The sequence below is a fragment of the Sphingomonas sp. genome (assembly GCF_013816785.1).
In the GTDB taxonomy this organism is placed as follows: domain Bacteria; phylum Pseudomonadota; class Alphaproteobacteria; order Sphingomonadales; family Sphingomonadaceae; genus Sphingomicrobium.
Genome location: NZ_JACDDV010000003.1, coordinates 82,192 through 96,788, shown reverse-complemented (window position 1 = coordinate 96,788; position 14,597 = coordinate 82,192). Strand labels below are relative to the sequence as shown.

At 64.9% G+C, this 14,597-nt stretch carries 18 protein-coding genes; 6 read left to right on the top strand and 12 right to left on the bottom strand.

The genetic code is table 11. The features are described 5' to 3' along the window. The 6 genes from tolQ to ruvA all read right to left on the bottom strand — a co-directional run. Window positions 1–591 (bottom strand): protein TolQ (tolQ, locus tag H0W65_RS01710; protein ID WP_294003148.1); only part of this gene is annotated, 591 nt, incomplete at its 3' end. Then, the gene (locus tag H0W65_RS01705) at window positions 591–1,049 is read right to left on the bottom strand and encodes a YbgC/FadM family acyl-CoA thioesterase (RefSeq protein WP_294003146.1); all 459 of its coding nucleotides are present in this window, start codon (window positions 1,047–1,049) and stop codon (window positions 591–593) included. The genes H0W65_RS01705 and tolQ, both read right to left, overlap by 1 nt. A 43-nt stretch (window positions 1,050–1,092) precedes the next feature. Further along, window positions 1,093–2,259, bottom strand: a complete 1,167-nt coding sequence (locus H0W65_RS01700; protein ID WP_294003144.1) for a DUF3089 domain-containing protein — start codon at window positions 2,257–2,259, stop codon at window positions 1,093–1,095. After that, window positions 2,259–3,296 (bottom strand): Holliday junction branch migration DNA helicase RuvB, encoded by a 1,038-nt coding sequence (ruvB, locus tag H0W65_RS01695; RefSeq protein WP_294003142.1) that lies wholly within the window; start codon window positions 3,294–3,296, stop codon window positions 2,259–2,261. The genes H0W65_RS01700 and ruvB overlap by 1 nt, the downstream gene beginning before the upstream one ends. 287 nt (window positions 3,297–3,583) lie before the next feature. Continuing rightward, window positions 3,584–3,958, bottom strand: coding sequence for a DUF1622 domain-containing protein (locus H0W65_RS01690; protein ID WP_294003140.1), 375 nt, complete (start codon window positions 3,956–3,958; stop codon window positions 3,584–3,586). Between the two features lie 55 nt (window positions 3,959–4,013). Beyond that, window positions 4,014–4,610, bottom strand: a complete 597-nt coding sequence (gene ruvA, locus H0W65_RS01685) for a Holliday junction branch migration protein RuvA (protein WP_294003138.1) — start codon at window positions 4,608–4,610, stop codon at window positions 4,014–4,016. Window positions 4,611–4,825: 215 nt separating this feature from the next. Between ruvA and H0W65_RS01680 the strand changes: the two genes are divergently transcribed. Next, the gene (locus H0W65_RS01680) at window positions 4,826–6,304 is read left to right on the top strand and encodes a hypothetical protein (protein WP_294003136.1); all 1,479 of its coding nucleotides are present in this window, start codon (window positions 4,826–4,828) and stop codon (window positions 6,302–6,304) included. 2 nt (window positions 6,305–6,306) lie between these two features. On the opposite strand, the gene ruvC is transcribed toward H0W65_RS01680, so the two are convergent. Genes ruvC through H0W65_RS01660 form a run of 4 tightly spaced genes read right to left on the bottom strand, consistent with a single transcriptional unit; the run spans window position 6,307 to window position 8,424 of the window. Next, entirely contained in the window at window positions 6,307–6,849 is a 543-nt protein-coding gene (gene ruvC, locus H0W65_RS01675) for a crossover junction endodeoxyribonuclease RuvC (protein ID WP_294003134.1), read from the bottom strand. Beyond that, on the bottom strand, window positions 6,801–7,544 hold the full coding sequence (locus H0W65_RS01670; protein WP_294003133.1) for a YebC/PmpR family DNA-binding transcriptional regulator: 744 nt from the start codon (window positions 7,542–7,544) through the stop codon (window positions 6,801–6,803). Before H0W65_RS01670 ends, ruvC begins: the two co-directional genes overlap by 49 nt. A 55-nt stretch (window positions 7,545–7,599) precedes the next feature. Then, a complete protein-coding gene (locus H0W65_RS01665; RefSeq protein WP_294003132.1) occupies window positions 7,600–8,160 on the bottom strand; it encodes a DUF1003 domain-containing protein in 561 nt (186 codons plus the stop codon). 21 nt (window positions 8,161–8,181) lie between these two features. Continuing rightward, entirely contained in the window at window positions 8,182–8,424 is a 243-nt protein-coding gene (locus H0W65_RS01660; protein WP_294003131.1) for a DUF2312 domain-containing protein, read from the bottom strand. Window positions 8,425–8,560: 136 nt separating this feature from the next. On the opposite strand from H0W65_RS01660, the gene pyk reads away from it, so the two are divergent. Next, window positions 8,561–10,012 carry a pyruvate kinase gene (gene pyk / locus H0W65_RS01655; protein WP_294003130.1) on the top strand — a complete coding sequence of 484 codons (1,452 nt, stop codon included), beginning with the start codon at window positions 8,561–8,563 and terminating at the stop codon, window positions 10,010–10,012. Here pyk and H0W65_RS01650 read toward each other — a convergent pair. Together H0W65_RS01650 and H0W65_RS01645 are read right to left on the bottom strand one after the other, a co-directional pair. After that, the gene (locus H0W65_RS01650; RefSeq protein WP_294003128.1) at window positions 10,009–10,158 is read right to left on the bottom strand and encodes a hypothetical protein; all 150 of its coding nucleotides are present in this window, start codon (window positions 10,156–10,158) and stop codon (window positions 10,009–10,011) included. The two genes, pyk and H0W65_RS01650, sit on opposite strands and share 4 nt — an antisense overlap. Further along, on the bottom strand, window positions 10,155–10,925 hold the full coding sequence (locus tag H0W65_RS01645) for a histidine phosphatase family protein (protein WP_294003126.1): 771 nt from the start codon (window positions 10,923–10,925) through the stop codon (window positions 10,155–10,157). The genes H0W65_RS01650 and H0W65_RS01645 overlap by 4 nt, the downstream gene beginning before the upstream one ends. Before the next feature lie 249 nt (window positions 10,926–11,174). Between H0W65_RS01645 and H0W65_RS01640 the strand changes: the two genes are divergently transcribed. The 4 genes from H0W65_RS01640 (at window position 11,175) to mce (ending at window position 14,520) form a co-directional block, all read left to right on the top strand. Continuing rightward, window positions 11,175–12,701: an acyl-CoA carboxylase subunit beta gene (locus tag H0W65_RS01640; RefSeq protein ID WP_294003124.1), complete on the top strand. Its 1,527-nt coding sequence runs from the start codon at window positions 11,175–11,177 to the stop codon at window positions 12,699–12,701. 469 nt (window positions 12,702–13,170) lie between these two features. Further along, a complete protein-coding gene (locus tag H0W65_RS01635; protein WP_294003122.1) occupies window positions 13,171–13,629 on the top strand; it encodes an OsmC family protein in 459 nt (152 codons plus the stop codon). A gap of 86 nt (window positions 13,630–13,715) precedes the next feature. After that, a complete protein-coding gene (locus H0W65_RS01630) occupies window positions 13,716–14,009 on the top strand; it encodes a GIY-YIG nuclease family protein (protein WP_294003120.1) in 294 nt (97 codons plus the stop codon). Between the two features lie 91 nt (window positions 14,010–14,100). After that, on the top strand, window positions 14,101–14,520 hold the full coding sequence (gene mce / locus H0W65_RS01625) for a methylmalonyl-CoA epimerase (protein WP_294003118.1): 420 nt from the start codon (window positions 14,101–14,103) through the stop codon (window positions 14,518–14,520). The last annotated feature ends 77 nt before the right edge of the window (window positions 14,521–14,597 follow it).

The following is a 14,597-nucleotide window of genomic DNA, read 5'->3' as shown; positions in this document are numbered from 1 at the left end:
ATTGTAGGCAATCACGGCCGGGATCGCCGCTAACAGGCCTATGGCGGTGGCGAACAGCGCCTCGGCGATGCCTGGCGCGACCACCGCGAGCGAGGTGTTGTTGGCGCCGGCGATGGCGGTGAAGCTGCGCATGATGCCCCATACCGTGCCGAACAGCCCGACGAACGGTGCAACCGATCCGACCGTGGCGAGAATATTGAGGCGGTCGCCCAACCGGTCGAGCTCGGTCGCGACGGCGGCATTCATCCGGCTCGCGAGCCGTTCGCGGGTGCCGGCCCGGTCGACCGCCTTGGCGCGGGTCGAGCGCCGCCACTCGTCAAGCGCCGCCGACATCACCGCCGCGCTCGGCAATTTCTCCTCGCCTCGCTTGGCGTGGAAGGCGTCGATGTCGCTCGCCGCCCAAAAGTCGCGCTCGAAGGCCTCGGTCTTGCGGTTGATTCGCCTGAGCCGGATCGAATGGGTGAAAATGATCGCCCAGGTCCAAACGCTGGCCGCCAGGAGTCCCAGCATCACCAGCTTGACGACGATGTCGGCCTCAAGGAACAGGTTGAGCGGCGACATCATGTCGGCGGTGGCGGCAACGTCGGGCATCAAATCTCGCTCAATCGAAATTGCTCGAACCGCTCGACCCACTTACGCGGCTGGCGCCGGGGCCGGCCGTCGAGGGTCAGGAAAGCGGCGGTCACCCGCGCGTCCGTCAATTTTTGGAGGCCGCGCATGACTTGTTGATGAATAACCACCGAAGCGGCTCGAACCGCCTCAACCGACGACAGGATGAGGAGATCATCCCCCAGCCGTGCCGAACCGAGATAACGGATCGCCACCTCGGCGACCGCATAAACTCCCTCGCCAGCTTCGATCGCGCCGCGCTGGTCAACCCCGACGGCGCGCAAAAAGTCCGACCGCGCCCGCTCCATATATTTGAGATAATTGGCGTAATAGACGATCCCCGCGGTGTCGGTATCCTCGAAATAAACGGTCAGCGCGAAGCGATGCTCCTTGCCGACAAAGCCGCCGCGATAGGGTTGGTCGAGAGGAGAGGGCTCCATCACCTGTCGCTTAACCACCCCCTGACTCCGACGGCAAGCCCGTTCAATGCGGTTGGCCCCGCACGGCGGTCGGCGCGCCGTTTAGCGCGGAAATCTGCCGCAGGAGGTCGCCCTGAGCTTCGTTCAAGTCATTCAGGTGCATGCCCCATCCGGGAAGGAAAAAGCCGAGCGCGCCAACTTCACCGCCGACACGGTCGGTGCGCTTGTCCCTGGGGTCGGCGTTGGTGCGGATCGACAGATAGCCGCGCGGGCCATCGTTGACGCAGCGCGCCGAGACCAGACCTGGGGTGCGCAGGAACGGCGATGGCGGGTCGCCTTCGGACGACCAGACGATCGGGCCGCCGGGGACCGGCAGCGACGAGCGTGCGTACCAATAGCTGTCGAGCGGCACCCAGCCGGTCGCGCCGGGGCGGGCGGGATTGACGCAGGCGACGGTCATGCCGGGCTTGTCGGCGACCCCGAACAGCGCGCCCGGTGGCGGGGCATTGCGTTCGCGAAAGCTGACCCAGCTCATCACGCAGCCGGTCTGGCCGGGCTTGGAGCAGACCGGCGTCGACTTGAACGTGCCGCCGATCAGCTTTCCCTGGGGCACCATGACGTTGAAGCCGGGGATGATGGCGAGCTTCATCCGCTTGGCCTCGGGCCGACCATCGATGTCGCGGGCGAGCAGCTGCTGGAGCATCAGCGAGCCTTGGCTGTGGCCGATGAGGACGAACGGGCGGCCCTCATTATATTTGGCGAGATAGGTTTTCCACGCGGCGCGGACGTCGCCGATCGCGATCCGCGCGGGGCCGCCGACATCGGCCCCGGTCGCCGCTGCGGCCACCGCGCCCACCGTCATTGAGCGATACATTGGCGCATAGGGGCGGCAGGCGCTGGCGAAGCGAGCGAACTGGGTGATGATCGAGGCACGCTCCTCGCCGTCGCCGGGCTTCAAGTCGCTGTTGAGGCCCTGGTCGCGGCTGACTGTCGGATAGACGATGAAGCAGTCTACGCTTGCGTTGAGCGACGCGCTGACGACGCCGGTCGAGCCGTAGCCGGTGGGATTCAGCACAGTGGTCTTGAGCGTCACGCCACACGGATCGCTGCGCCCGGGCAGGCAGAGCCAATTGGTGGGCTTGGCATAGTCGGTCGGCGGCGGCGCGGCGGGCGCCTGCGCATGGCCGGGGGCGGCAATCGCGGCGGCTAGCGCGGCGAGGGAGATACGCATCACTTGTCTCCGATGTCGAACAGGCCGGTCTGGGCGCCCGTAGGCGGGTTTAAGCCCAGATGGGTCCAGCCGCGCCCATTGAGGCAGCGGCCGCGCGCGGTGCGGGCGATGAGGCCGAGCTGAATGAGATAGGGCTCGACGACATCCTCGAGCGTGTCGCGCGGCTCGCTCAAGCCGGCGGCTAGGGTCTCGATCCCGACCGGGCCGCCGCCGTAAAGGTCGGCGATCATCATCAGATAGCGACGGTCCATCGCGTCGAGGCCGAGCTGGTCGATCTCCAGCCGCTGGAGCGCGCGGTCGGCGACAGCGGAGTCGATGCTGTCGGCGCCGGCGGCATGGGCGAAATCGCGCACCCGGCGAAGCAAACGCCCGGCGATGCGCGGCGTGCCCCGGCTGCGCTTGGCGACTTCGTGCGCGCCGTCGTCTGTGACCGGTGCACCGAGCAGGCGGGCGGCGCGGCGGACGACCTGCTCGAGCTCGGCGACCGAATAGAAGTTGAGCCGGATCGGAATGCCAAAGCGATCGCGCAGCGGGGTGGTCAGCAGTCCCTGCCGGGTAGTCGCGCCGACCAGCGTGAATTTGGGCAGGTCGATGCGGACCGAGCGGGCCGACGGACCCTCGCCGATCATCAGGTCGAGCGCGCGATCCTCCATTGCCGGGTAAAGCACTTCCTCGACCGCCGGGGCGAGGCGGTGGATCTCGTCGATGAACAGCACGTCGCCGTCCTCGAGGTTGGTCAGGAGCGCGGCGAGATCGCCCGACTTGGCGATCACCGGGCCCGACGTGGCGCGGAAGCCGACCCCCATTTCGCGCGCCAGGATGCCGGCGAGCGTGGTCTTGCCGAGCCCTGGCGGGCCGAAGAACAGCACATGGTCGAGCGCTTCGCCGCGGGCCTTGGCGGCGTTGACGAAGATGCGCAAATTTTCGCGCGCACCCTGCTGGCCGACGAATTCGTCGAGCGTCTTCGGACGAAGCGCGAGGTCGGCGTCCTCGGGCGTGCGCTCGGGCGTGGTAATGCGGGCGGGGTCAGTGGCCATCAGCGGCTCGGAAGTTGAGGAAGTTCACGCTACGGTGGATCAGCAATTCGATCACTGAGCGAATTTGGCGGGCCGAAATGAATAAGTCAGCGCGGCGCGCGAAACGGGTCATGAGCCCATGATGCACATTTCCGATGCGGTAGGACAGCGGTTTCAGGGAGTCGACTACCGGCTGGCAGCAAGGAATTCGTCTACACTGAGTTGGGCCTGCCGCAAAACCCCCGCGAGCGTTCCGCTTTTCACTTCGCGATGCATCGGGACGGGGCTTTGATGGGGGGCAAGTTCCACTAGTCGCGCTCGGCCTTTTCCGCTGCGGCGCGCTGCCACGGCCAGCGGCCGTCAATCTCGGCCTCGAGGCTGAAGCTGAGCAGGGTGCGGATGAAGACGATTCCAGCGAGCGCCGCGACGCTTTGCAGCGTCAGGTCGATGACCACGGTGCTGATGATGTCGGCGGCAACGAGGAATTCGAGGCCGAGCAGGATCGAGCGCCCGAGATCGGAGCGGAACCGGCCGATCGCGTCCTCGACGCGCACGCGTTTGACCAGCGCGACAAGGAACATCGCGAGGGTGATCGCCGATCCGAGCGCGATGATGCCGACGCCGACGAACTCGATCGCCTGCACGACGAATGGCACGAAGGTGTCGAGGATGTTCCTGAGCATATTCAGTCCCGATGCTTGGTGAGTTGGCCGCAGCCGCAGGAGGCAAGATGGGCGGTCATTTGGCCGCCTTCCTCAGCGCCAGCCGGACCAGCGCGTCGAGCGTCGCGCCGTCGCCGAGGTCGGCGACCGCGGCGGCGACGACGGCGCTGGCTTCGCCGGGTTTGAAGCCGAGGTTGGCGAGGGCGGAGAGGGCGTCTTGGGCGGCGCCTCCGCGCGGGGCGGAGGAACCAGCGACGCCGGCCAGCGCCGGGCTGCCCATTTTGCCGGCGAGTTCGTTGACGATGCGCTGGGCGAGCTTGGGTCCGACGCCGTTAGCGCGCGAGACCATCGCCTTGTCGCCGCGCGACACGGCGGCGGCGAGCTCGGCCGGGTCTAGCACCGAGAGAATGGCGAGCGCGACGCGGCCGCCGACGCCCTGGACGCTGGTCAGCTGGCGGAAGGCCTCGCGCTCGCCAGCATTGCCGAAGGCGAACAGGGTCATGGAATCTTCGCGCACCTGCAGCTCGGTGAGCAGCATCACTTCTGCTCCCGGTCCGCCGAGCGCATCGAGGGTGCGGGTCGAGGCCAGCACCGCATAGCCAACCCCGCCGACATCGATCACCGCATGGTCGGGGCCGCTTTCGGCCAGGATTCCGGTGAGGCGCGCGATCATGGCTGCAAGAAATCCCTCTCCCTTGAAGGCAGAGGTAGCGAGACTCGGCGAGCGATGCGAGCCTTAGTCGCAGCTAGGTGAGGGTGACAGCGCCGCTCACCCTCATCCAAGCTTCGCTAGGCGGCTGCGCCGCCAAGCTGCGCTATCCTTGTCCCCTCAAGGGAGAAGGCAAAAGCGGGCTTGCCCCGTCTCCACTCCCCCGCCATGAATCGGTCATGGGGGAGCAATCGATCGACGCGCGGCGGGCGCGGCTGTGGTTTTGGGGGCTGTTCGCCATGGCGGTGGCGCTCAGGGTTTTCGCGTTCAATCCTTACTCGGCGCATCACCCCGATGAAACCATCCAATATCTCGAACAGGCCCACCGGATCGTGTTCGGATATGGCGTGGTGCCGTGGGAGTTTCGTTATTTCATCCGCAGCTGGCTGATCCCGCTGCTGCTGGTGCCGTCGATGCAGCTGGGCGAATGGATCGACCCGGGCGGGACGCTGTATCTTATTTTGCCGCGCGCGATGCTGGCGGCGTTCAACCTCGCGCCGGTGTGGGCGGCGTGGGTGATCGGGCGGCGGCAGTCGTTGCAGCACGCGATCGTGGCGATGGCGGTGATCGCGCTGTGGGTCGAGTGCGTGCTGTTTTCGGTCCAGGTGCTGAGCGAAAGCCTGGCGGTGAGCTGCTTCCTGGTCGCGGCGGCGCTGCTTCATTCGAAGGCGCGGATGCCGGCGATCGTCGCGGCTGGGGCGCTGATGGCGCTGGCCGGGCTGATGCGGTTTCAGTTCGGGCCGGCAATCGCAGTTTACGCGGTGCTGATCGCGGGCAAGGATTTGCGCCTCTGGAAGGGGCTAATCGCGGGCGGCATACCGGTGGTTCTCGGCGGCGCGGCGATCGATCTGGCGATGGGGTTGTTTCCCTACCAATGGGTGCTGACCAACTTCAGGATGAACATCCTCGAAGGGCGGATGCGGGAGATCGGCGGGGTCAGCCATTGGCATTATGCCCAGGCGATCATGATTTACTGGAAGGCGGCCTTGCTGCCGATCGCGTTTTTCGTGGCGTTGGCGTGGCGCGAGCATAAGGCGCTGATCATTGCGGCCTTGGTCAATATCGCGGTCCACCAGCTGATCGGGCACAAGGAATATCGCTATCTATGGCTGTCGATCGAGATTCTGCTGCTGGTCGCGGCGATGGGGTCGGTCAATCTGCTGCGCGAAACGATCGCCGGGCGGCGGCTGGCCGAACCGGGCGGCCTCGGGGCGACGGCGGTTCTGATCGCCTTGTGGGGCGCAGGCTCGCTCGCGCTGGCGACGACCGAGACCTATCGGCTCGGCTGGCGAGCGAGCGGCGATCCGGGACGGCTGGGCGCGGCCGCCTTGCGCGACCCCAGGGTCTGCGGGCTGGCCGTGCCGCGGCAGGAATATACGTTGTTCGGCTATGCGCTGCTCCATCGGAACAAGCCGGTGTTCCTGCTCGGCCAGGAAGCCGAGGGGGCGTTGGACGACCCGGGTAAGGCAGCCAAGGGATTCAACGCGGCGATGACCTGGGTCAGTGATGCTCCGCCGCCGCCGCCCTTCGTGAGGGTCGGTTGCAGGGGCGGGGTTCGCGATCGCATCTGCCTCTATCGGCGGTCGGGCGGCTGCGAGATCGACCAGGACAATCGCAAGCTGCTGTTTCAGGAAACGCTGTTGCGCCTGGATATGTGAATTCAGGACCGGGTGACGCCGCGGCTCGCGCTGGCGAGGTGGTGCGCATGGGTGATGGCGACCGCGAGCGCGTCGGCGGCGTCGGGGCTGGCGATGGCGACGCCGGGCAGCAGCCGCCCGACCATCGCGTGAACTTGCGCTTTCTCCGCCGCGCCCGTGCCGACCACCGCCTTCTTGACCAGCCGCGCGGCATATTCGCCGACCTCGAGCCCCGAGCGCGCGGCGATCATCAACGCGACGCCGCGCGCCTGGCTCAGTTTGAGCGTCGACTGCGGGTTTTTGTTGAGAAAGATTTCTTCGACCGCAGCGGCATCGGGACGATGGTCGGCGAGCAGAGCTTCGAGTTGGGTCGCGAGGTAGGCCAGCCGCTTGGGGAGCGTCTCCTTGGCGTCGGTCTTCATCTGCCCGTTGGCGAGGTGCGACAGGCGATTGCCCTCGGCGCGGATCAGTCCCCAGCCGGTGGTGCCAAGGCCGGGATCGAGGCCGAGGATGATCGTCAGCCGAGCTTCTCCATCACTTCGTCGCTGACTTCGTAATTGCCCCACACTTGCTGGACATCGTCATCGTCGTCGAGCGCGTCGATCAAGCGGAGGAGGGTGGCGGCGTCGGATTCGCCGACCTCGACCAGGGTCTGCGGGCGCCAGGCGAGCTTGGCGCCTTCGGACTCGCCGATGATCAGTTCGAGCGCTTTGGCGACCTCGTGCAGGCTGCCCTGGTCTGTCCAAATTTCGTGGCCATCGTCGGACGATGAGACGTCATCCGCGCCGGCTTCCAAGGCCGCTTCGAATATCTTGTCGGGGTCGCCGGCGCGGGCCGGATATTCGATCAGGCCCATGCGGTCGAAGCCGTGGCTGACGCTGCCCGAGGCGCCGAGGTTGCCGCCATTCTTAGAGACGATCGTGCGGACGTTGGTCGCGGTGCGGTTGCGGTTGTCGGTCAGCGCCTCGATAATCAGCGAAACGCCGCCGGGGCCGAAGCCTTCGTAGCGGATCTCCTCGTAATTTTCGGCATCGCTGCTGCTGGCTTTGTCGATTGAACGCTGGATATTGTCCTTGGGCATCGACTGCGCCCGGGCAGCGAGGACGGCAGCGCGCAGCCGGGCGTTCATATCCGGATCGGGCAGCCCCATCTTGGCCGCGACGGTGATTTCGCGGGCGAGCTTCGAGAACATCGTCGAGCGCTTTTTGTCCTGCGCGCCCTTGCGATGCATGATGTTTTTATATTTGGAATGGCCGGCCACGGTGGTCTCGCGAAAATGGTGATGTTTCGCCCCCTAGCGGGCGCAGTGGCGTTGCTCAACCGGCGGACGGATCATCCCGCTGCCCCGCGACCTCGTCACTGAGCGCGTCGATCCGCTCGGCGAGGATCGCGTCAATCTTGTAGTGGAGCCGCTCGATATCGAGCTCGGCGCGCAAATTGGTCTCGAAGTCGAGGCGCGCGGCGAGGCGATCCTTTTTGGCCTGGCGGTTCTGGCTCATCATGATGATCGGCGCCTGGATCGCGGCGAGCATCGACAGCATCAGGTTGAGGAAGATGAACGGAAAGGGGTCGAATACGAGCCCGAGCCGGTCGGCCGCGCCGGAATTGATGATCATCCAGCTGAACAGGATAATGCCGAACGTGATGATGAAGCCCCACGAACCGCCGACCGCAGCGACCCGGTCGGCGAGCCGTTCGCCGCGCGTGGCATGGGCCATCGAATAGGCGTCGGCGCGTCCGCTGCGGGCCTTGCCGGCGATGATGCTTTCGAGGATTTCGCGCTCGAGATCGCCGACCGGTTGGTCGGGATCGTCGAGCATCGCCTTCGCCAGCTCGGCCGAGGTCGGACAGAGGGCGGGCAGATTTAGGTCGTCCATGCCCATTCCTCCCCGTTTATCCTACGCCAGGCCCAACGCGGTGCGATAGGTTTCGAGCAGCGCGTCCATCTCGTCGCGAGTGTGCTTTTCCATCCTCCTCAGGCGGACGATCGCGCGCATCGTCTTGGTATCATAGCCGTTCGACTTGGCTTCGGCATAGACGTCCTTGACGTCGTCGGCGATGCCCTTCTTCTCTTCCTCGAGCCGTTCGATCCGCTCGATAAACAGCCGCAGCTGGTCCGCCGCGACATTGCCTTCGCTCATGTGAAACCCTTTTCGAATCCGATGTGTTGAAACATCCGGCGTCCCTAAGCGAGGCGTGGGGCGTCCTCAAGCCGGTTGAACCCGCTGGAGCAGCCGCTATGCAGGCGCGCAACAGCTCAAGCGGAGAAGCGTGACGATGCTCAAGCCACGATCGCGCAAGGTCAAGATCCTGGCGACGCTGGGCCCGGCCTCGTCGAGCCCCGACATGATCCGCCGGCTGGTGGAGGCCGGGGCCGACGCGTTCCGCATCAACATGAGCCATGGCGAGCAGGCCGAGAAAGTGGCGCTGGTCGAGGCGATCCGCGCGCTTGAAAAGGCGCTCCACCGGCCGACGACGATTCTGTTCGACCTGCAAGGCCCCAAGCTGCGCGTCGGCGACTTCAAGGGCGGGTCGGCGACGCTCGAGACCGGGAAGACCTTCGTCTTCGACGCCAAAAGAACCAAGGGCGATTCGAGCCGGGTCGAGCTGCCCCATCCCGAGCTGTTCGCGGTGCTGACCGCGGGCGATCGGTTACTGATCGACGACGGTAAGGTCAGGCTCAAGGCATTGTCGGTCAGCGCCGAGCGGATCGAGGCGGAAGTGATGGTCGGCGGGAAGGTGTCGGACCATAAGGGCGTCAACGTGCCCGACGTGGTGGTGCCGATTCCGGCGCTGACCGCCAAGGACAAGAGCGACCTGGAATTCGCGCTGACTCAGGGCGCCGACTATATCGCACTGTCGTTCGTCCAGCGGCCCGAGGACGTTGCCGAGGCGCGCTTGCTGGTCGGCGACCGGGCCGGGCTGCTCGCCAAGATCGAGAAACCGCAGGCGATCGAGCGATTACCCGAGATACTGGAGCTGGCCGACGCGGTGATGGTCGCGCGGGGCGATCTGGGCGTCGAGCTGCCGCCCGAAGGCGTACCGCCGCTGCAGAACCGGATCGTCGCGCTGGCGCGGCAGGCCGGCAAGCCGGTGGTAGTGGCGACGCAGATGCTCGAATCGATGATCGTCTCGCCGACCCCGACCCGGGCCGAAGTCAGCGACGTCGCCAACGCGATTTACGAAGGGGCCGACGCGATCATGTTGTCGGCCGAAAGCGCGGCGGGCAGCTATCCGTGCGAAGCGGTGGCGATGATGGACAAGATCGGCCGGAGCGTCGAGGCCGACCCGGTCTATGCCGCGCGGATCCACTTCACCGAGACGCCGGCCGAAGCGACCACCGCCGACGCATTGTCCGAAAGCGCGGCGCAGATCGTGCGCATCCTCTCGGCCAAGGCGATGGCCTGTTACACCTCGTCGGGATCGACCGCGCGGCGCATCGCCCGCGAGCGCGCGCCGGTGCCGACGCTGGTGATGACCTCCAGCCTGCCGGTGGCGCGCCGGCTCGGGCTGCAATGGGGCGTGCACGCGGTCCATACCCGCGACGTGTCGAGCTTCGAGGAAATGATCGGCAAAGCGCGGCGCATGGCGCTCCGCCACCATCTCGCCAGTCCGGGCGACCGGGTCGTGGTGATGGCCGGGGTGCCGTTCAAGACCGCCGGGTCGACCAATGTCATCCATGTGGTGAAACTGGCGGGCGATGAGCTCGACAGCTATTCGAACGACTAGGAAGCCACCAGCTTCGGCACCTCGCCGGGAATTTCGCGCGAGCCGGCGACGATCAAGACCGCGCCGTGGCTGTCCTTGTCGCCGCCTTCGACCGGCGGAAGGGGATGGCCGGCGAAAGTCGCGGGGGTCAGCAGCTCGGCGGTCATCGCGAGCCGGTAATCATGTTGGGTTCGGCGGTCATGGTCATTCCCTCGGCTTCCATTGGCGCGCCGAAATTCCACATGGCGAGCGCCGGGACGCCCATCGATTGCGTGTTGATCTCGAAGTCGAAGGCGGCGATTCCGCAGTTCATGATCTCGCCCTGTTTGTTGAGCGCCAATATCTGCTCCTCCGTCATCTCCTCCAGGATATAGCGCATGCACATCACGACCACCTGATGGCCCACGACCAGGACGCGCTTGCCGGCATATTGGATGTTGATCGTGTTGAGCATCGAGCGGAGGCGGAGAACAACGTCGGCCCAACTCTCCCCACCAGGGGCCCGGTGATAGAATTTGCCCAGCTTGGCGCGATGGGCGGCTTCCTCGGGGAAGCGTTGACGGACGCCCAAGGGGGTGAGGCCATCGAACACGCCGAACTCGCGCTCGCGCAGTCGCTCGTCGAGGATCGTCGGCTTGGCGCCGCCGGCGAGGCCGCCGGCCTTGCAAATCGCCTCGGCAGTCTGGCGCGCGCGGACGTATGGCGATGACAGGATGACGTCGGGCTTGTCGGCGTCGGCCAGCGCGGCGAACCAGCGGCCCGCCACCTCGGCCTGGCGCAGCCCGAGGTCGCTCAAAGGAACGTCGACATCCCGCAGGTCGAGGTCGATCACCGCCAGCCCCGCCTCATGCGCGGCATCGCGCGCGACATTGCCCTGGCTCTGGCCATGACGGACGAGCCATAGGCGTTCGGGCCAATGCTGGCGTGTTGGCATGCTGGTGCCCCTCCTGTCGCAATGCTTGAAAGCGCGAAGCGCCAAATCGGTCCGTAGCAGTTGTTCGCGCGGAGACGCAGAGACGCAGAGAGGATGCGCCGTTCGCCTTGCGTCAGAGAACCATCGGCGGAGTTTTTTTGAAGCGGCTTCGCCGGAATAGCATAGCCACGCCTCTGCGCCTCTGCGCGAACCCCTTTCTTGCGTGAGCTGAAGTTGACCGGGGCAAGCGCGCATGGCAGCGCATCGGCCATGGCTACGACGATCGAAGAATTGGAAGCGCGGCGGGCTGCGGCGAGGATGGGCGGGGGCGCGAAGCGGATCGCGGCGCAGCACGCCAAGGGGCGGCTGACCGCACGGGAGCGATTGTCGGTGCTGCTCGACGCGGACTCGTTTGAAGAGGTCGACATGTATGTCGAGCACAACTGCGTCGACTTTGGCATGGAGGAACAGAAGTTTCCCGGCGACGGAGTGGTCACCGGATCGGGGACGATCAACGGCCGGCTGGTCTATGTGTTCGCGCAGGATTTCACCGTGTTCGGCGGAAGCCTCAGCGAGCGTCACGCGCAGAAAATCTGCAAGGTGATGGATGCGGCAATGAAGGTTGGGGCGCCGGTGATCGGCCTCAACGACAGCGGTGGCGCGCGCATCCAGGAGGGGGTCGCGAGCCTTGGCGGCTATGCCGAGGTGTTCCAGCGCAACGTGCTGGCGTCGGGTGTCATCCCGCAACTCAGCCTGATCATGGGGCCGTGCGCGGGCGGGGCGGTTTACTCGCCGGCGATGACCGACTTCATCTTCATGGTGAAGGATTCGTCCTACATGTTCGTTACCGGGCCCGAGGTGGTCAAGACGGTGACCAATGAAGTGGTGACGCAGGAGGAATTGGGCGGCGCCGTGACGCACACAACCAAATCGGGCGTGGCCGATGTGGCGTTCGAAAATGACATCGACGCGTTGCTGGCGACGCGCGAATTTTTCGACTTCCTTCCGCTGAGCAATCGCCACGACATTCCCGAGCGGCCGACCGACGATCCGTGGGACCGCATCGAGGACAGCCTAGACACGCTGATCCCGCCGAGCGCGGCGACACCCTACGACATGCACGAGCTAATCCGGAAGGTCGCCGACGAGGGCGACTTCTTCGAGCTTCAGCCGAAGCACGCCGCCAACATCATCATCGGCTTCTGCCGGATCGAGGGGCGCACGGTGGGCGTGGTCGCCAACCAGCCGATGGTGCTCGCCGGTTGCCTCGACATCAACTCGTCGAAGAAGGGCGCGCGGTTCGTGCGCTTCTGCGATGCGTTCGACATTCCGATCCTGACCCTGGTCGATGTGCCGGGTTTCCTGCCGGGCGTCGGGCAGGAGCATCATGGGATCATCAAGCATGGCGCCAAATTGCTGTTCGCCTATGCCGAGGCGACGGTGCCCAAGATCACCGTGATCACGCGCAAGGCGTATGGCGGGGCTTATGACGTGATGGCGTCGAAGCACCTGCGCGGCGATTTGAACTACGCCTGGCCGACCGCCGAGATCGCGGTGATGGGGGCGAAAGGCGCGGTCGAAATCATCTTCCGCGGCAAGACGGCGAAGGAAATTGCCGAGCATACGGCAGAATATGAAGAGCGCTTCGCTAACCCGTTCGTGGCGGCGAGCAAAGGCTTCATCGACGAAGTAATCATGCCGCATTCGACGCGGCGGAGGGTGGCGCTGGGGTTAAGGAAATTGCGGGGCAAGCAGCTCGAGAATCCGTGGAAAAAGCATGACAATATTCCGCTGTGAGGCTTTATGTTGAATGGAGTTCTGGTCGCCCTTATCGGGCTCATTGCCGCGATTATCGGCGGCGGAATTCAAGCCTATGCCACCGGGAAATTCGAGAAATCTAAGTTTATAGATAGGCAAAATGGCAGACATACACTTCCTATTTTGCTGCTCTTGGTGATCTAAGTTTCTATCACGATGATCCGGAAAAAATGCGCGCTGCCAACGCGCTGATGGCACACCTGCGAGGTCGGATAGCTCTCTATGGGTCGGACGATGTGATTACGTCAGTTGCACGGATTTTCACGTTTGCTGATCTGCGGAGTGATGCTGCACAGGCAGCTATGTCACGTGCATTAGCAGCGATGCGGAAAGACGTTGGGTCGAAGGCGTCCCATGTAACGCACGCTGACCTGCAAGCTCTGATGTTCGGGACGAGGCAGGCAGACCCCGGGTCAAGCCCGGGGGTGACGACCGGGGAGATTGAGTAATGTCGAATTACACCGCCACGATCCGCTGGACTCGCTCCACCGACGAGTCCTTCGCCGAAGGCCGATACAGCCGCGCGCATGAGTGGGCGTTTGACGGCGGGGCGGTGGTTCCGGCTTCGGCGTCTCCGCACATCGTGCCGGCGCCTTATTCCGACGCGGGGGGAGTCGATCCCGAGGAGGCGTTCGTCGCCTCGCTATCGAGCTGCCACATGCTGTTCTTCCTCGACTTCGCGAAGCGGGCGGGACTGGTGGTCGATAGCTATATCGACGAGGCGGAAGGGGTGTTGGAGAAGCGCGCCGACGGGAAAATGGCGATGACGCGAGTGACGTTGCGGCCCAAGGTCGAGTGGGGTGGCGAGGCGCCCGACGCGGCTGGGCTCGCCGATCTCCATCACAAAGTGCACGAGGCGTGTTTCATTGCAAATAGCGTGACTAGCGAGGTGGTAATCGAGCATTAAACCGTCATTGCGAGCGCAGCGAAGCAATCCAGTTTCTTGTTGGCGCTGGATTGCTTCGTCGCTGCACTTCTCGCAATGACGGTCTCGTGAAGCAGCCCGCCGTCTACATCGTCGCCAACAAGCGCAATGGAACCGTCTACACGGGTGTGACTTCCAACCTGGTACAGCGCATCTGGCAGCATCGTGAGGGTGTGGTCGAGGGTTTCACGAAGCGATACGGGTGCAAGATGCTCGTCTGGTTCGAGTTGGCCGGCACGATGGACGCGGCGATCACTCGCGAAAAACAAATCAAGGGTGGATCCCGACCGAAGAAGCTGGCGTTGATCGAGGCGCTGAATCCACATTGGCGAGACCTTTATGACTATGTTGCGCACCCCTAGTCGTCATTGCGAGCGTCGCGAAGCAATCCAGTCTCGCGCCGCTGGATTGCTTCGTCGCTTCGCTTCTCGCAATGACGGGACGAGGTAATAAATGAAACTCGGACGATTGAACCATGTGGGAGTCGCTACGCCTTCGATCGCGGACTCGGTCGCGCATTATCGTGCGGTAATGGGCGCGACGGTGGTGCGGGAGGCGTTCGACCTCCCCGCTCAAGGCGTCCGCGTCTGCTTTGTCGACGCGCCCAACTGCCAGATCGAACTGATCGAGCCGTTGGGGGCGGATTCGGCGATCATTGGCTTCCTGGCCAAGAACCCGCTCGGCGGGCAGCATCACGTCTGCTTCGAGGTGCCCGACATTCATGAGGCCAAGGCGTGGTTCGAGGGCAAGGGCGTGCGTGTGCTCGGCGAACCGCGGATCGGGGCGCATGGGACGCCGATCTTCTTTCTCCACCCCAAAGACATGGGCGGGGTGCTGACCGAGATCATGGAAAGCCCAAGGCAAGCGCATTAGCGGAAACCCTCTCCCCTTGAGGGAGAGGGCGACTCGCGCGTAAGCGCGAGCGGGGTGAGGGTTGCTCCGCTTGACGA